Here is a 17,916-nt window from a genome sequence, read left to right as displayed (position 1 = left end):
TTCTTGAATGTCAGTCTTCCATGTTGGTTAGTCGTGGAAGGCTGACATATTTTAAATGAAAATAACATTGAATGGCTTCAATTATAGTAAAAACAAACAGCACATCAATATGAAAAGATCTATCACATTACTGTTTTTTGGGATCATGAATATTTTGGTCGCCGCGGGCTGCAGCAGCGATGATAAAGGTTCAGATAAACCAGTAGAACCAGAAGTACTAAAACCAGCGGCGGTTGAAAAAACAAACAGTACTAAAATTTACGTGCACTACATGCCTTGGTTTGAAACCAATGAAAGCAGTGCCGATAAAAAATGGGGTTATCATTGGACAATGGCGAACAAAAATCCAAATACAATAGGAGCAAACAATCGTCGAGAAATAGCTTCGTACTATTATCCCCTTATCGGGCCCTATCATTCAGGTGATAAAAATGTGATTGAAAATCATTTGTTATTGATGAAATATGCAGGAATAGACGGACTTTTAATCGATTGGTATGGCACTTACGATGTTAACGATTATAGAATGGTAAAAGAAAATACAGAACAGCTTATTGCAATGCTTGACAAAGTTGGTTTAGAATATGCCATTGTATATGAAGACCGTGTAACAAAAAATGTTGTCGATGCCGGAAAAGCAATTTCAGTTACCAGTGCCGCAAAAACAGATTTAGCATACTTGCAGAATAACTATTTTGATGATGCTAATTATATAAAAATAAACGGAAAACCCTTATTGCTCAATTTTGGTCCAATAGTATTACAAACACCTGTTGAATGGACAAATGTTTTTAATACTTTGACTGCAAAACCTACTTTTTTAACCCTTTGGGATCAATCTGTTGAAGCTGGAGCAAATGCCTCGGGCGAGTATGCCTGGGTATTTAAAAATAGTACTTATTTGACTAATTTTTATACCAATACAAAACCGAAACTTTCGGTTGCAATTGGCAGTGCTTACCCTGGTTTTAAAGATTTTTATGCAGATGGCGGAGGCGGTGCCGCAATTGGATGGACAATAGATCATAACAATGGCGCGACGCTGGATGAAACACTTTCTTTAGCCAAAAATGCAAATTTAAATTACCTGCAATTGATTACATGGAATGACTTTGGAGAAGGCACCATGTTTGAACCCACAGTTGAATTTGGATACACCTATATCGAAAAAATTAAAGCATTTGCAGAAGTAAAAAATACCGAAACAGTTTTTCCAGATATAAGCAAAATGTACAATCTGCGAATCGAAAAGAAAAGTAATGCCGATGTTCAAAGAAAGTTAGATCAGGCATTTAATTATTTTGTTTCCATGCAGCCGGCAAAAGCAAAACAAGTAATAAACGAAATTAAATAAGAGTTGTAATTAATACAATCACATAATGAAAAACATAAAATACAGATACTGTTTAATCGCCTTTGCATCACTATTGCTCTTTGCCTGCAGTACGAATAAAACCTACAAAATCAATTCCCCAGGGAAAAATAATGAATTAGTTTTTGAATTGACAGAATCTGGTCAGCCCCAGTATAGTTTTACCTCAAATGGGAAATCAGTTATTGAGCCTTCTTTAATGGGATTTGAGTTTCAAGGAATTCAAAAAATGACCGATGGTTTTGAAGTAGTTTCTACCGAAGAAAAAACGTCCAATGAAACTTGGGAACAGCCTTGGGGAGAATTTAAAAAGGTAAAAGATCATCATAACGAGTTAATTGTTCATCTTAAAGAATCAAATGGAGAAGAGCGTTTGGTTGATATTATTTTCAGGGTTTTTGATGATGGTTTAGGATTTAGATACGAATTTCCAAAGCAGCCGCATTTAGGTAAAGTGAAGATTTCTAATGAAATTACACAATTTACTTTTAAATCAGATAATGATGTTTGGTGGATTCCTGTGCATCGCGAAAATAGTTATTACGAAAGCACTTATCGTAAAACTCCGATGAGTAAAACGGATACCATTAATACGCCTGCAACTTTTGAAACTAAAGAGAAATTGTACGTTGCTATTCACGAAGCTAATTTGACAGATTTTGCTTCAATGACACTTTTAAAAACTGGCGACAAGCAATACAAAAGCCCCTGTGTGCCTTGGGCAGATGGTGTAAAAGTTTATGCCGAAACACCTTTTAAGACGCCTTGGAGAACAATTATTGTAGGAGAGAAACCTGGAGACTTAGCTGTTTCGACAATCATGCTGAACTTAAATGAACCTTCAAAAATTGAAGATCTTTCTTGGATTACGCCTTCCAAATATATTGGAATTTGGTGGGGTATGCATTTAGAAAAATACACTTGGGGACAAGGACCAAAACATGGTGCGACTACTAAAAACACAAAAGAATATATCGATTTTGCAGCAAAAAATAATTTCGACGGCGTTTTGGTTGAAGGCTGGAATGAAGGTTGGGACGGCGATTGGACTGCCGACGGATCTGCTTTTAGTTTTGTAAAAGCATATCCTGATTTTAATCTGGAAGAAATTACAAAATATGCTGCCATGAAAAATGTACGTTTAATAGGACATCACGAAACTGCAGGCGCTTCTAAACATTATGAAAGCCAATTGGAAGATGCATTTAAGCTGTATCAAAAAATGGGCGTAAATTCTGTAAAGACAGGTTACGTAAATAAATATTTAGATAAAAAAGAATGGCACGACAGCCAGTATGCAGCACGTCATTATAGAAAAGTAATCGAAACTGCGGCAAAATATCATATTATGATTGATAATCATGAACCTATAAAAGGAACAGGATTACAGCGTACCTATCCAAACTTTATGTCGCAGGAAGGCGGCAGAGGTCAGGAATATAATGCATGGTCTGTAGATGGCGGAAACACGCCGGAACATTTAACTACACTGCCATTTACCAGAATGCTTTCTGGTCCTTTTGATTACACGCCTGGGAATTTCAATTTTGATTATAAAACACCTTCTGGAGCTAGGGTGCAGACAACTTTAGCAAATCAATTGGCATTGTATGTAATTATTTTTAGTCCGCTGCAAATGGCTTCAGACACGCCTGAGAATTATGTTGGTAAACCTGAATTTCAGTTTATAAAAGAGGTGCCGTGTACATGGTCAGAAACAAAAGTTTTAGATTCTAAAATTGGCGAGTATACAACAATTGCCAGAAAAGATTGGGAAGAGAAAAACTGGTATTTAGGTGCTATTACAAATAGAGAAGCCAGAGATCTTAAAACAGCTTTATCTTTCTTGGATGAGGGAAAAGAGTACGAAGCAGAAATTTATGCTGATGGAGCAGGAGCGAATTATAAAACGAATCCTTATCCTGTAACTATTTCAAAACAAAAAGTGAATAATAAAAGTGTTTTAAATATAAAATTGGCAGCTGGAGGAGGAACAGCTATAAAATTTACTCTAATCGATAAATAAGTTAGTTGGTATATTTTGAATTAAGTTTGAGTTTGAGCAATGAACCCGATATCTTCCAAAAGATATCGGGTTTGTTATTTTGTTTTAATTGTAAAATTTGGAATTTAAAACTCTAATGTTTGTAAAGTTTAACGTGATTACCAAATGAATATGTAGCAGCAATAGTTGGACCATTATAACCCCATTTAAAGAAGCCGTTCAGTCTTTCTTTTTCAGCATCAACTCTAATGTTTAAGCCCGTATATCCTGCAGTTAAGCTGAAATTTTTATATACGTTATATAATACAGAAAGATTGTAACTCAAAATACGACCGTCGATATCATTTATTTTTATAGCGAAGTAATTAAAGTTAGCATATAGACCTACTTTTTTGCCCAATACAAATTCTCCCCAAAGTCCAATATCTGGCAATGGAGCAGTCACTCCAAAATCATCATTATAGGAAAGCTGTTGAGTTTGTCCTTCCAAACTTAGACCTACGTCTACTAGCATTACATGCGCACCTATTAAAGCACCTATTTCATATTTTGGTTTTGATATAAAAGCGTAACCGTAATATACTCTAATAATCTGATTGTCTAGAAATGCAGAAACTCTTGCATCTACAGGATAGGTATGATCACCAAATTCTATCTCTTTTTGAAGGACTTTTGTTGATTTTCTATTCAAATAAAAATATTCAGAGCCTAGTCTTGATCTTCTTGAAATACGCCATTCAAAAGCCGCAGTAAATGATTCGCTGCTTTTATTAAAACCGAGATCCTTTTCAAAATCAATCATATTTCCAAAATTACCATTATTTGTTCCCACTTCGACTTGTGTATTGTTTATTGGGAAAAATGCACCAGCTGTAAATTTAAATCGTCTTGCATGCCAAGGCAAATCGTCAGCGTAATCTTGCAGGTCGTCGAAGTTGTTTTGTACGGCAGTTAGAGTGTCTTTTGTTGATGCATCTGCTACAATTTGTGCATGAGATGAAAGATACGAGAACGGAATTATCAAAAAATAAAATAATCTTTTCATGAGGTTTATCTTTAAATTTATTGATGAATTTTTAACAATTAAAGTTAACAAAAAAAATCATTCATTTTGATTTTAGAGTCTTATTATTTGATTATCAGTTATATATTTCGATAGTTTTGTTAAATACAGCCCATTTGAGGGATAATAACAATCCTGCAATTGCTGGAGCGAATAGCCAAGCGTCATATAGAAAAAGCCCCAATGAACGCAAGGTAAATTGGGGCTTTTTTTATATGGGGTCACGCCCATGATTTCGAAATTTTGAAACTGTTTTTCCCTATTAAACTCTGTGATAATCTGCCCGCCAGTGTACAATGGCTTTTTTGATAGAATCGCCCGAGAGGTTGTTTTTAAGAGCATCGTCGATTAAAGTGAGAACTTCGTCGTTTGGAGCAAAACGAAGTGCAAATATTTGATCATCGGTAAATTTGTATTCAATTTCTTCAAATCTTTTTCCAGTTAATGTAAAATAGCGATAGCGAAGTTCTAAGCGTATAATTCGATTTTGTAAAGTAAGTGCGTAATGCTGGCGCAGCATATAAGCGAGAAAAATAAGTAAGCCAAAAAGAATACTTATAAAGGACCAAATTAGCGTATCTGCTGAGGTAAAAGCAAAGTACAAACTGCTGAGAAAAAACAGAACTGCAAGCGGATAAAATACAAAATGATGTGCGGTATAAAATCGTATATGATTGTAGTAGGTTTGAATTTTCATAATGTAGAATGTTTATATGAAAGTAAAAAAAATAAAGCTACTCTAAAAGAATAGAATAGCTTTTTTTCTCAAAAATAAACTAACATAACCAATGTTTCCTTTATCGTAAAAACTTTTTACAGTTTTACTTAGTAATATATTTATAAGTCTTATTAAGTGTCAAATTGTCAATATTTTGACTTTGATTTATATTAGTAAAATTAGGTTATGTGCAGCCATTGTTTGTTATATCTTGAGTATCAAATGTTATATGATTTCAATATAGAAAAATTACAACGTGCCTATAATTTGCCATTGTTCAAGCTTTGACTGTAAAGATTTACTAGCATTTGCAGGACTTGTTGACGGCAGTGTTATAAGCTGATAGGTATCTTGAAGTTTAACATATTTCTTGAAAAAATGTGCCGCTTTTTGTCCGTTAAACAGTATGGTTTTTATATTAGGATGTTGTTTTAGAAAGGTTTCAAAATCATTGGCAATTTCATTTTTTATGGCACTGTCTAAACTTCCAACTCGTTCGCAATGCTGCAATACATCCCATAAAGCAATTTTGTTTTGAAGTAAAAATGCTTTTTTTATTTCGTAATCATTGCTGAAATCTTCATTGAAAATGGTAAATAAAAATTTCCAGAAGTTATTTTGATTATGCCCGTAGTACTGATTGAGTTCTAAAGATTTTGTTCCAGGCATTGTGCCTAAAATTAATATCGTCGAATTTACTGAGCTGATAGGAGCGAAGGAAAAACTTTTCATTTTATAAAATTAGTAAAATAAGGTTCTAAGGAGCTAAGATTCTAAGAAAAAAAGCTTAGAACCTTAGCGTCTTAGTTTCTAAGAACCTTCCTCAACGTCCAAATCGATAATACTCTAAATCCTGATTCTTTTTGTTAGTGATCGAGTCTAAAATAGAATTCATTCCCATCACGCTGAAAGTAATTCCATTTCCTCCGAAACCTAAAATATAATGCTCGTTTTTTTTCGCATTTGGTTTCCCAAAATACGGAAGTCCATCTTTGGTTTCTCCAAAAGTTCCTGCCCAAGAATAATCTAATTTAAAGTCAGAATTCGGGAATCTCTTTTGAAATTGTTTTAGCAAAAGCAATTCTTTTTTAGGAAGCAGATTATCTCTTTTTTTAGGATCTTTAAATTCTTCATCGCCTCCGCCCATTATAATTCTGTTGTCTGAAGTAGCGCGATAGTAAAAGTACGGATTTGCTGTATCCCACAGTATGGCATTTTTTAAGCAAAGTGGAATCTCTTCGATAGATTCAGATGCAATCGCATAAGTACTTTTTAAGTCGACTATTTTCTCATTTAAAGTTTCGGTACTTTCGTAACCTGTACAATGTATAACGTGATCTGCTGTAATGGTATATTTATTTTCTGTTTGAGCAATACATCTTCCTTTTTGATTACTAATACTGACGATATTGGTTCGATCAAAAATCTGCATGCCATTCTGCTCACAGTAATAAAGTAAGTCCCCAGCCAATTTAAAAGGATCAATAACTGCAGCCGTTTTCGATTCTAATGCAGCAAGAGCATTTAACCCTATTTTTTCTAAATCCTGTTTATTGAGCCAGCTCACATCAAAACCGAATTGTTTACGAACTTTAAATTCGTTTTTTAAAAATGGAATATCTTTTTTGAGTGACGTAAAATAAATACTCTTTTTAAACTCAAAACCACAGTCGCTTTTGATAGTATCAATTATTGTTCGAAGATCAAAAATCGCTTTTTTTCCATTGTTGTAACTGTCTACAGCGCATTTTTCGCCTCTAAGTTTTACTAATTCATGCAAAGGTACATCAACTTCATATTGTAGTAAAGCAGTACTTGCAGCCGTACTTCCGTTGCAAACATCACGACGATCTGCGAGTACTATTTTTTTTCCCTCAGAAATTAATTTATATGCCATTAAAGTCCCAGTTATTCCGCTTCCAATGATAAGAATCTCAGTATTGATATCAGAATTGATAGAAGGATAACTAATATTCATGGCATTTTTTAAAGGCCAGAAAGTCTCTGTAGAGCGTAATTTCATTTTTTTGATTTATTTTGTGCTGTTTGAGTAGGTTTTTGAGCTAGTTTTCGAGCACCTCTATTTTTATCTTTTTGTTCGTGCTGCTGATGTGCTTCGGCTATAGAATGCGAAGTTCTAATGCTTTCATCTTTTTTAGCAAGCTCACTAAGTCGGCGATAGTATTTTTGAATAATAACCATTTCTTCCTCGGTCATATTTTCAATGTCAACCAGACTATTGCTTGAATATTCATTTGAAGCAACTAATTCGTTTAGTTTTAATTGGATAGCAAGGGAATCTTTGTTTTGTGCTTTCTGAATTAAAAAAACCATTAAAAAAGTAATAATTGTTGTACCGGTATTAATAACCAGCTGCCAGGTTTCAGAATAATTAAAAAACGGTCCAGAAATTGCCCAAACAAGTACAATGGCAAAAGCGGAGACAAATGCTGTTGTGCTTCCGGCAGCTTTTGAAACATTTGAAGCAAATTTTTCGAAGGCATTACTGCTATTCTGTTTTTGATTTTTCATTGTTTTTACTGTTAAGGTTTACTAGCTTTTTCTTCTTTAGCTTTAGCGGCTTTTTCTTGCTGTTCTTCTTTCTTTTCCTTTATTTCTTCTTTCTTTTTTTCTTTTTCCTTCTCTTTTTTCTTGAAGTAACCTCTAAATAGGAAATTGCTTTTTGCAGCCTCCATATTATCACTAAAACCTTTTGTTCCTGTTTCTAAATTAGAAAGTGTATTCGAAACGCTGTTTGCCATTTTATCATCGCGTACCAGTCTTGCTAAAGCACCATTTCCGTTATTCATGCTATGGCTGAAAATGGCTAACTCTTCAGAAATAACGCCTACATTATCAACGCTTTTTTTAACGCTTTTCATAATGTCGTTCATTTCGATACCGTCAATAGAAGCTATTGCACCATTGTCTTCAATAATTTTTTGTGATTTAGTGCCGGGAGAAATAGTCAGTACTTTGTCGCCCATCAATCCATCAGAACCAATACCGGCACGAGCATCTGTTTTTATAAACTCTCGCACTTCATCTTTTATGACCATTGACACAACAACTGAAGAATCATTAATTAGCCTGATTTCTTCAACCGTACCAATGTTAATGCCTGAAAAGCGTACGTTGTTTCCAACTTCTAAACCGCTGACCGTTTTAAATTTTGAAGTAAGGTGAAATGTTGAACCAAAAAGATTTTTTTGCTTTCCAATAAAATAAATTGCGGTTATAAAAAGTAACAAACCAACTGTTACAAACATTCCTAATTTCCAAGTATATCCAGATTGTTTCTCCATGATTTCTAAAGTTTTTTATTTAAAAAAAGAACGAACCCATTTGTCTTCGTCTTTTTCTAATTCGTCATACGTTCCTTCGGCATGAATTACTCCATCTTTCAGCACTATAATTCGATCTGCCGTCATTTTTGCGCAAGCCATATCGTGCGTGATTATTATAGCCGATGTTTTTTGTTTCTTTTTAATTTCAAGAATTAATTCGCTGATTTCTCTAGAAGTAATTGTATCTAATCCAGTTGTAGGTTCGTCATATAATATGATTTCAGGTTTTAAAATCAATGTTCTTGCTAAACCAATTCTCTTTCTCATTCCGCCAGAAAGTTCAGATGGCATTTTATCTACAGCATCGCTTAAACCCACATTTTCCAGAGCTTCCATAACTTCATTTTCAATCTCTTCTGGCGATAAATCTCTTTTATGTTTGCTCAAAGTAAAAACAAGATTTTCTCGTACAGACATCGAATCATACAAAGCACCGCTTTGAAACAGAAAACCAATTCGAGCTCTTATTTTGTTAAGTTCATTTTTTTTGAGTTCCAGTATGTTTTCATCAAAAACAGTTATTTCGCCTTTGTCTGGCGCAATCAATCCAACGATACATTTTATAGTTACTGATTTTCCTGAACCAGAGCGCCCTAGAATTACCAAATCCTCACCTTTATGCAAGTTCAGATTGATGCCTTTTAAGACTTCGTTATCTTCGCCAAAAGTTTTATGTAAATCCTTTATAGTGATTATTACGTTTTGCTTTCTGTTTTTTGACTGTGGTTCTATATTTTCTTTTTCTTTAATCATCTTAAAAAAATAAATCAGTTATCTGTACTGCGAGCATATCGATAATAAATATGGTTAACGAGGCTGTAACAACTGCAGAATTTGCAGCTTTCCCCACGCTTTCGGTTCCATTTGCGGCATTAAATCCTTTAAAACATCCAATCATTCCAATAAAAAAGCCAAAGAAGAAAGTTTTAATTGTGGCAGGAATCAGATCTAAAAATTCCAAAGACTGTATGATTTGCGTTAAGTATCTATAAAAATTGACATCGCCATGAATGTTTATTCCAACATAACCGCCAATAATTCCAATTGCATCAGCAAAAAACACTAATACAGGCACCATTAAAGTACAGGCTAAAATTCTAGTTACGACTAAATAGTTGTATGGATTTATAGCCGAAACTTCCATAGCGTCAATTTGTTCTGTAACTTTCATAGAACCTAATTCAGCACCAATTCCAGAGGAAATTTTTCCTGCACAAATCAAAGCAGTAATAACGGGTGCAATTTCTCTAATTAAGGAAAGCGCCACCATTCCTGGAAGCCAGCTTTCGGCTCCAAATTTTACTAATGTTGGACGAGATTGTAAAGTGAGTACTAAACCCATAATAAAACCTGTGATCGCTACCAAAGGCAATGATTTGTAACCAATAACATAACATTGTTTCAAGAACTCTTTGGTCTCATAAGGAGGAATTATGACCTCTTTAAAAAACTTCTTTGCAAACAAAGCTGCCTCTCCAATTTCTGTAAATGTATTTTTTAGGCTGAGAATCAAAATGTTTAGTTTTAAAGTTGCTTTAGTATTTAAAATCAATATTTTAACAGTTTTTTCTGCTTTTGTAATTATTTAGGAAAGTTACCCTGATACTTGTTAAAATTATTTACACAACTCTTTCTGAAGTTTATATAATTTTCATTGTGAGTTGATTAAATAAAATCTTGCCGAATGTGATATAACAAAAAATCCCTTTTGTTTAAAAAGGGATTTTCAGGGTTTAATAAAATATTGGTTAGTTTTACTAAGAGTTTATAGCATACCAAGTTCTAGATTTTAGTAACGGAATTACTTTAGATTGCGATTGTGCAAAATTTTCCATTAATAATCTTGCGGTTAAATAACATATAGTTGATTCTGCACCTTGATTTAAGTTTACATTTTCTTTTTCAAGACCGTCGTAACCACCGCCGCTTACTGGATTATACATAATTTGGTTTAAATGATTTTTTCCTAAAAACCAATTAAAAGCGGTTTTCATTTTATGTTTGTATTCTGGAAACTTAAATGCATTGTAAAATGCATTTAAAGTTTGTATTGTATAAGACACATCAATAGGCTGTTCTCCAAAATGCTTTGGATCTGAGCCTTTTTGATACCATCCTTGATTTGAAATTACTTTAAAATTCTTGTTGATAAACATTTTTGATATTAAAAAATCCAATGAATCCATTGCAACTTTTTTATAAATAGGCTTATTGGTAATTAGATAAGCATATAGCATCGATTCTGGGAGAATCCCATTAGCATAGGTTAAATAATTTTCAAACCATTTCCATTCATCAGTGGCTGTGTTTTCATAATTGGTTAGTAATTTTGAGTTCAGTTTATGTATAATGGCAGCCACATATAAGTTTGGAACTGTATTATGGTATAAATACAGTCCTTTTGTGGCAAAACCTATTGCTCTTGGAGATGTAATGTTTTCTGCAGATTTTAATGCATGCAGCAAGCATTTTTCGGCTTTTTTTGAAATACTCTCAGGAAGTATTGCAGCATTAGAAATAACAGTTCCTAAAGCCCAAATAGCTCTTGCATTTGAATCTTCTAAATTAACTTCGGCATTTTGTTCGATATGATCGCGGTAATCCTGATCGACATAATTAATGAAATTTCCTTTTGGTTTTTGACATCTTTCTATGAAATCTAAATAAATCAAAATGTAGGGAAGGTCGCTTTTATCCTCTGTTAACTTATAATGCATACAAAATGCAATTAGGGCGCGAGAATTATCATCTAAAGTATATCCAGATTCTAGATCAGGAATAGAAATTTTGCTAAACTGTATGATACCTAGGTCTGTTGTTAATTTTTTAATATGTTTTAATTGTATTTTAGGATAACTGTATTTAATTTCAGTCGGTTTTTCAATTAGTTTTTTGTAAGTGTTCATGTGAATTATTGCCGTATTTTCCCAAGATGAGGCTCTGGTTTTTCTAAAGGCATTGATTCCCATTTCGTGTCTTAGATTTTCATCCGAAATTAATTTAAGAGTCGATTCGGCAAACTGATCAACATTTCCAATATCGACTAAAACGCCGCAATCTGAGGTTAGAACTTCTCTCGTATGCGGAATTTTTGAAGCTACCATTGGGCAAGCACAACTCATCGCGTATGAAAAAGTGCCGCTTACTGCTTGGTTTGGATCTTTTGAAGTAAACAAATAAATATCAGTAGCTTTTAAATAATCTAAAAGTTCATCAGTGTCTAAATACTTATTGATAAAACGAACATTATCTTTTAAGTTCAAATCTTCAACAAGTGCTTCAAGTTTATTTCGGTACGCATCAACACCGTCTTTAATTAAATTTGGATGCGTTTTTCCAATTATCAAGTAAAGTACATTTGGTTCTTTTTTAAGGATTTTAGCCAAAGCATTTAAACCAGTTTCGATATTCTTTCCTTCACCAAGTAATCCAAAGGTTGATAATACTAATCTGTCTTGAATATCATATTTTGCTTTAGCTTGATAAGGAGTTTCATAAATTACAATATGTGTTCCGTGCGGTACAGTTGTTATTACATCTTCAGAAATATCATATTCTCTGATTAGAATTTCTTTGGACTGATTTGTCATTACAAAAACGGACTTACTGTAGCTTAGAAGTAATTTTACAAAAGTTCTTAACTCGTTATTCGGATTTGGAATAACACTATGGAAAGTAAAGGTTACGGGCTTTTTAATTGTATTTAAAAAATCTAATAAATGATCTCCATATTGACCGCCAAATAAACCAAATTCATGTTGAATATGAACTAACTTTATCTTTTCATCTTTATTGATTTCGTTGGCAGCTTTAGCATAATCATCTTTGTTTTTTGTGTTTAAGGTAAAAGCTTGTGTTGGTTTTGTGTTGGGTTTATCGACCAATTCGCAAATTTCGCAGGTAATCGATTTGCCAAAAACATCAGTAATACCTTTAATCGTATCTTGAGTATAAGTTGCGATTCCGCATTGCGTGGGTGGAAAAGTGGAGAGAAAAACTATTTTTGATTTATTTGATATCGTCTTCATGGGAGTTCTGTTTAAATTTAGTTAATAAGTCTTTTAGGATTAGTGAATCCATTTTAATTTTAGTAGCGGCAATATTTAGGAGTTGTCAAAAACAATTCTCCTAACACAGAAAATAACATAGTCTGCATACGTGTTTTTAACGCAGCAATCTAGAGGTTTAGTAATTGGTGTTTAGTTTCGAAACTAATTTCGAAAGAGCATTTGGCTCAAATAATGCAATGCAGGCTTATTAGACTTAGTTTTTGTTTTTGTTACCGTTTGATGAATCAAGCGTTAGTTAACAGAAATGGTAATAAAGAAAAAATATGATGACTAGTTTTATAATTAAAGTTAGGTTTTAAGCTGATTAGAAGGTTGAATATTCTTCAAAAAACCTATAAAAATTATAAACTAAGTCTATATTTTTCTTTACATAATACAATTGAACCGGTGAAAGTAAATTGTGTATCAAATAGAAGTTTCTTGTTGTTTTTTTTTAATCAACAGAACATTTTATTTTAGTTTTAATAAAAGTATGATTCTTTTTTGAAATGAAAAGCTAAAATTTTGATAATTCTTTTTTTAATGTAAGTTTTTGATAGTCAGTTTTCTAGTTTTTAATTTTAGAATTGAAAAATTAACGATAAGTGTAGTGCTTTTTCGTTATAAATGCTATCGGAATACCAATACAAAATATCAAAATTAAAATGGAAAGCAATAAGGGAAAGTCAAACTGTTTCGATGGAAGTTTAGGAAATGTAATTGGAAGCACAATAAGATTCATCACAATCCAAACAAATATGCCATACAAAATACCAGAAACCATGAAGTTTTTTTGTAGAAAAGGAAAATAAGGGTAGATTTTAAAGAAAAAGTAAGCAAAAGAAAAGGCAATAAAATAATGAAGAAGTAAGCCGTATAAAGCCATTTGAGATCCGCCAATGTACGCTTCCTGTTTAAAAACACCACTGGCAATTGATTGTAGAATTTTTTCGGCTGTTGTTTTATGCAGTACTACAGCATAAATTAAAATTGCTGCCAGAATATCTAAAGTTCCTGCCAATAAGCCCGAAGATAAAACAGTTCTTGATTTTGATTTCATAGCATAAATTTTATATGAGTTAAATTTTCTTTATCGATTTTAAAATTTTGTTTAATTGATTTGTGTGACGCTTTGTATGAACGAGTACAAAATTAATCCATTCGTAAATCGTGAATTTGTCGAAACCAGGAACTTGAAAATCATGACAAGTTAAAGTTAAATCATATTTTTCAGCCGAATCTAATAAATCGAATTCAATTTTATGAAGTTTTTCAGTAAGCGCTTTTTTATTGTATTCTTTTTTTTCAGGTTGTAAAAATATTGGAGCATCCATTTTTATGTCGAAGTTTAAAAAAAGAGCTTCAAGATCTTTGACTTTTTCTTCGGGATTTCGAGTTGTTTTCTCCGTTTTTCCTGCAAAAAGTTCGGGATAACCAGAGCCAGCCAATACAATATGCTGTACGGTTTGTCCTGCTGTCCAGCTCCCTTCATATGGAGTTTTATTTATCTCATTTTCAGAGAATGACGAAAAGATTTCGTTTAGATCATGAAAAGTTTGAACTATATTTTGTTTAACTGCTGCTTTCATATTTTTAATCTTTAAGTGATTACTACACTGATGTTATCCACCAAGTATTCCCGAACGGATCTGTTACACCGCACGTTCTCCCATAATCCTGATTACTTAAACCCATTAATGAAACGGCTCCATTTTCTAAAGCCTTTTTATAAGTTTCATCAGCATTAGGAACATAAACAAACAAATTTGCGGTTTGTTTGGGCCAGTCTGTAACTTCATCTGTAAACATTATGGTACTTCCGTTTAAAGTAATTTCGGCATGCATAATGGTTCCATCTTCGCGTATTGCCTTGGTATTTGTTTCTGTTGCTCCAAAAACGGTTTTCGTAAAATCAATAAATTTTGATGCGCCCGGTAAAATTAAATAGGGCATTATAGTTTGATGTTCTGCCGGAATATTCATTTTGCGGTATTTTAAAATTTTGGATTTTAAAATTACAAATTTTTATTGTATTATTTTGTAATTCAGTTGATTATGGTTTAAGGAAGCACTTCGCAATGAAAACCATAAGAGTTTACAAGCTCTATTATTTTGTGATTTAAAATTTCCGAATCGTTGATTCGCAAAATTTTATCACAATCTTCAAGATCAAAATTGACAGCGCTGTTAGGAAAATGCTCAAGAAGTTTTCCCACAATCATTACTGATTGCTCGACTTCTTGAACATTTGTTTTGAAAACTTCTATCATCATTTGAAAATTTTATAAAGCGATATTTTTATAACGCTCAATTTTATGATAATAGGTATAAGAAACAGCCAAAATCACTAAAAAGATTAATGGAAAGAAACCTTGAAAGCCAATTCCGTCAACCGCAAAATGGCTGATTGAAGCGAATATAAAATCAAAACCAAATCCGGCATAAGCCCATTCTTTTACATTTTTGGGAACTGACGGAATCACTAAAACCAAAACACCCAAGATTTTGAAAATGACTAATGCACTTCCAAAATACTCTGGATAACCTAAATGTCTGATTCCTTCTTTGGCTAATTCAGTTTGAGAAGTTAATGCCGGCATAACGCCTTCGAATAAAAAAATAATAATTGTCGTAACCCAAAAAATAATTTTTGCTTTTTTCATGTGGTATTTTTTAAATAGTTATTAGTTAATGTATTACAAATGTAATGATCTTATATTTCTGATAAAATACACATTTACGACTATTTTAGGGGCATTTACGACAAGATTGTGATTTTAGATTCTTGAAGGTAGATTTTAGATTAAAAATAGTTTTCGCAAAGTCGTAAGGTTTTATTTTTAAGCCACAGATTAAAAAGGTTAAAGGATTTGTTTCTCGCAGATTTGGCAGATTAAGCAGATTATTTATTTCTTACTTAAAAGTCTAATCTGCTTAATCTGCCAAATCTGCGAGAGGTAAAAAAACTTTGCAACTTAGTTTCTTTATAAGAGATTTAGGTGTTTGATTAATTGGAATTTGGATTTTAAAATTTTAAAATTTTGGAATTTACGCTAGTTGGTAATTTGTAATCAAAAATAAATCCTCAAAACCCAATCGTGTATAAATGCCTTTTCCTAAAGCTGAAGCTTGTAATTGTGCATATTCACAATCAGCATCAATTGCTTTATTGATAGCAAATTTCATGATTTCTTCGGCAAAGCCTTTTTTGCGCATTTCTGGAATAACGCCGACACCATGAATTCCCATTGTTTTTTCGGTTTGAAAAAGTGTAAGTGTTCCAATTGGTTTTTCTTCATAATGAACCAGATAGAACGCTGCATTTTCGTAATTATGAACCAATGTTTCTTTACTGATGACATAACTAAAAGACAGCGGATAAATATCAGACCAGGTTTTGGCATCTTCTTCATTTAAAACTCTTTTAAATGTCAGATTGTTTTGAAATGGGATTTTTTCGCCCAGTTTCAAAGCCATAGCCATTAATTGAATTCGAATAGAAAATCCGTTTTTTTCAAAGATTTCATTTGAATTACTTCCAAAAATATTCCAATATGGAATAACTAATTTGGGATTTTCTCTCATTGTTTCCATAATCTGCGGAAGATTTTCTTCGGTAATATCTTCTCGAAACCATAAGCGGTTTGGCCAGCCGGAGTTTTCTATTTGAATGAATTCAAAAGGATCGTTTTTATGATAGGAAAGGAGAGGAGTAGCAACAGTTCTCCAAAGCGCTGTCAGGTTGTCAATATTGTCTTTGATGAGGGTTGTATTTTTCATTTTGAATATCGAATTTAAATCTGAAACAAAGATAAAAATTGCTTTCCCGAAAAACCTTTACATATGTTGATTTACAAATCTTTTTCCAGACTTTTTCTAATTCGGCTTAACTGTGTTGGTGTAATTCCTAAATGTGATGCGATATGCAATAAAGGCACGCGTTCGGCGATACTAGAATATTTCTCTAAAAGTTTGAGATATCTTTCGGTTGCATTTTGCATTACCAGTGCCACTTCTCTTTGTTCTTTATCAATAATCCAGTTTTTTTCTAAATGAGCAATATAAAAGTTTTTGAGATCTTCATTTTCATTAATCAACAAAATGTATTTTTTGTAATTTAGGTTGATGATAACACTGTCTTCCAAAGCTTCAATAGTAAAATCTGAGGGCGATTGCAGCATCAATGAGACTTTTGAACCTGCAAAAGAGTTTTCCATAAAAAGATTTTTATTATAGAAATTTCCCAGTTGGTCAGTAATAAAAGCTCTTAGAATACCTTTTGCAACAAAATGAAGATTTTTAGCAATTTCTCCATTTTGCACTAACGTTTCTCCTTTTTTAAGCGTTTGAAATTCTATAATGTTCTCAATTAATTTCCACGACCTTTCAGAAATAGGAGAGTAGCTTTCAAAAGCTAGCTTTAGACTGTTGAGGTATATTTCTTTATTGAAAGTTATAGTTAATCGTTTTGCAGCCAAGATGCTAAGAGATAAAGTTTACTGCCACGAATTTCACTAATTTTCTCGAATTATTTTTAGAGTAAAAAAGAAATTAGTAAAAATTAGCGCAATTTGTGGCAAACATAAAAAGTTTGGTGCCTCGATGACTTTACAGCAAATAAAAAACCGCCAGAAACTCACAAGCTTTTAGCGGTTTAATCAGAAGTTATTTGTAACGTTTTAGAGTTTAATCAGCATAATGATAAATGCTTCTTTTTACTGTATTATTTATTTTTTCGAGCGTTACTTCCGTCACACCGCCTTCATAATTCATAGAAATTGCCGCTTTATCTTTAGTGATTTGATATTCAATAGAGATTAACCCGTTTTTATTTATTTCAACAGATTTACTTTCGGCAGGAATGGTACTTAAAAAGTACTCTGATTCTTCCACTTCTTTATTTTTAATAATGTTTTGATATACTTTATCAAGATCTGTATTTTTTAAAATACATTCTCTTCCAGATCCCATTTCTACTTCGATGTCTTTACAATCCTCTTTTTCCTCTGCCTTTTTTTCTTCTTTTACAACTGCAACTGTGTCTGCAGGTTTTGTTACTGGTTTTAATTCTTCATTCGAATTGTTTTGTTTGCAGTTTGTAAATACTAAAGCTAAAAGAGCAAGGCATGTAATTTTCTTCATGGGTTTTGATTTATTTAAATAATGGTTTTGCCAATGGCATTAAGTCAAAAAGTTTGTTGCCACGAATTTCACAAATTTTCGCGAATTATTTTTATAAATATTTAAATAAAAAATTAGTGGAAATTTGTGAAATTCGTGGCAGCCATAAAAAACTTTGCTTCTTAGTACTTTAGCAGTAAAACTAAAAAAACGCCATGAAACCAAAGATCTCACAGCGTTT

19 protein-coding genes are annotated in these 17,916 nt (G+C 32.6%); 2 read left to right on the top strand and 17 right to left on the bottom strand.

Annotated features, from left to right (window positions below):
- The first annotated feature begins 109 nt into the window (after window positions 1-109).
- A complete protein-coding gene (locus tag BOW57_RS15240) occupies window positions 110-1,354 on the top strand; it encodes a glycoside hydrolase family 71/99-like protein (protein WP_129055457.1) in 1,245 nt (414 codons plus the stop codon).
- A 25-nt stretch (window positions 1,355-1,379) separates the two neighbouring features.
- A complete protein-coding gene (locus tag BOW57_RS15235; protein WP_129055454.1) occupies window positions 1,380-3,398 on the top strand; it encodes a glycoside hydrolase family 97 protein in 2,019 nt (672 codons plus the stop codon).
- A 112-nt stretch (window positions 3,399-3,510) separates the two neighbouring features.
- Here the strand turns inward: BOW57_RS15235 and BOW57_RS15230 are convergent, their stop codons facing one another.
- The 17 genes from BOW57_RS15230 to BOW57_RS15150 all read right to left on the bottom strand — a co-directional run bounded on the left by BOW57_RS15230 (window position 3,511) and on the right by BOW57_RS15150 (window position 17,696).
- Window positions 3,511-4,422, bottom strand: coding sequence for a hypothetical protein (locus BOW57_RS15230; protein WP_129055452.1), 912 nt, complete (start codon window positions 4,420-4,422; stop codon window positions 3,511-3,513).
- Between the two features lie 280 nt (window positions 4,423-4,702).
- On the bottom strand, window positions 4,703-5,137 hold the full coding sequence (locus BOW57_RS15225) for a DUF6526 family protein (protein WP_129055450.1): 435 nt from the start codon (window positions 5,135-5,137) through the stop codon (window positions 4,703-4,705).
- Window positions 5,138-5,407: 270 nt separating this feature from the next.
- The gene (locus BOW57_RS15220) at window positions 5,408-5,890 is read right to left on the bottom strand and encodes a DNA-deoxyinosine glycosylase (protein WP_129055448.1); all 483 of its coding nucleotides are present in this window, start codon (window positions 5,888-5,890) and stop codon (window positions 5,408-5,410) included.
- Between the two features lie 91 nt (window positions 5,891-5,981).
- Window positions 5,982-7,181, bottom strand: a complete 1,200-nt coding sequence (locus BOW57_RS15215; RefSeq protein WP_129055446.1) for an FAD-binding oxidoreductase — start codon at window positions 7,179-7,181, stop codon at window positions 5,982-5,984.
- Entirely contained in the window at window positions 7,178-7,690 is a 513-nt protein-coding gene (locus BOW57_RS15210; protein ID WP_129055444.1) for a low affinity iron permease family protein, read from the bottom strand. The genes BOW57_RS15215 and BOW57_RS15210 overlap by 4 nt, the downstream gene beginning before the upstream one ends.
- Window positions 7,691-7,701: 11 nt before the next feature.
- On the bottom strand, window positions 7,702-8,463 hold the full coding sequence (locus BOW57_RS15205; RefSeq protein ID WP_129055442.1) for an MlaD family protein: 762 nt from the start codon (window positions 8,461-8,463) through the stop codon (window positions 7,702-7,704).
- A 15-nt stretch (window positions 8,464-8,478) separates the two neighbouring features.
- Window positions 8,479-9,258 carry an ABC transporter ATP-binding protein gene (locus BOW57_RS15200; protein ID WP_089054038.1) on the bottom strand — a complete coding sequence of 260 codons (780 nt, stop codon included), beginning with the start codon at window positions 9,256-9,258 and terminating at the stop codon, window positions 8,479-8,481.
- A 1-nt stretch (window position 9,259) separates the two neighbouring features.
- Window positions 9,260-10,018, bottom strand: coding sequence for an ABC transporter permease (locus BOW57_RS15195; RefSeq protein WP_089054091.1), 759 nt, complete (start codon window positions 10,016-10,018; stop codon window positions 9,260-9,262).
- A 244-nt stretch (window positions 10,019-10,262) separates the two neighbouring features.
- A complete protein-coding gene (locus BOW57_RS15190; protein ID WP_129055440.1) occupies window positions 10,263-12,533 on the bottom strand; it encodes a glycosyltransferase in 2,271 nt (756 codons plus the stop codon).
- 616 nt (window positions 12,534-13,149) lie between these two features.
- Window positions 13,150-13,614, bottom strand: coding sequence for a DUF1440 domain-containing protein (locus BOW57_RS15185; RefSeq protein WP_129055438.1), 465 nt, complete (start codon window positions 13,612-13,614; stop codon window positions 13,150-13,152).
- A 19-nt stretch (window positions 13,615-13,633) separates the two neighbouring features.
- Window positions 13,634-14,143: a DinB family protein gene (locus BOW57_RS15180; RefSeq protein WP_129055436.1), complete on the bottom strand. Its 510-nt coding sequence runs from the start codon at window positions 14,141-14,143 to the stop codon at window positions 13,634-13,636.
- A gap of 22 nt (window positions 14,144-14,165) precedes the next feature.
- The gene (locus BOW57_RS15175; RefSeq protein ID WP_129055434.1) at window positions 14,166-14,537 is read right to left on the bottom strand and encodes a VOC family protein; all 372 of its coding nucleotides are present in this window, start codon (window positions 14,535-14,537) and stop codon (window positions 14,166-14,168) included.
- A 77-nt stretch (window positions 14,538-14,614) separates the two neighbouring features.
- Window positions 14,615-14,827 carry a hypothetical protein gene (locus tag BOW57_RS15170; RefSeq protein ID WP_241687455.1) on the bottom strand — a complete coding sequence of 71 codons (213 nt, stop codon included), beginning with the start codon at window positions 14,825-14,827 and terminating at the stop codon, window positions 14,615-14,617.
- Between the two features lie 9 nt (window positions 14,828-14,836).
- Window positions 14,837-15,217, bottom strand: a complete 381-nt coding sequence (locus tag BOW57_RS15165) for a DoxX family protein (protein WP_089054043.1) — start codon at window positions 15,215-15,217, stop codon at window positions 14,837-14,839.
- A 385-nt stretch (window positions 15,218-15,602) separates the two neighbouring features.
- The gene (locus BOW57_RS15160; RefSeq protein WP_129055432.1) at window positions 15,603-16,334 is read right to left on the bottom strand and encodes a GNAT family N-acetyltransferase; all 732 of its coding nucleotides are present in this window, start codon (window positions 16,332-16,334) and stop codon (window positions 15,603-15,605) included.
- A gap of 71 nt (window positions 16,335-16,405) precedes the next feature.
- Window positions 16,406-17,032 carry a Crp/Fnr family transcriptional regulator gene (locus tag BOW57_RS15155; RefSeq protein WP_241687454.1) on the bottom strand — a complete coding sequence of 209 codons (627 nt, stop codon included), beginning with the start codon at window positions 17,030-17,032 and terminating at the stop codon, window positions 16,406-16,408.
- A 208-nt stretch (window positions 17,033-17,240) separates the two neighbouring features.
- Complete coding sequence (locus BOW57_RS15150; protein ID WP_129055430.1) at window positions 17,241-17,696, bottom strand: hypothetical protein; 456 nt, start codon at window positions 17,694-17,696, stop codon at window positions 17,241-17,243.
- Window positions 17,697-17,916: the final 220 nt, after the last annotated feature.

This window comes from Flavobacterium sp. YO64, assembly GCF_004119505.1.
Taxonomy (GTDB): Bacteria; Bacteroidota; Bacteroidia; order Flavobacteriales; family Flavobacteriaceae; genus Flavobacterium; species Flavobacterium oncorhynchi.
This window is presented reverse-complemented; position numbering and strand designations above follow the sequence as displayed.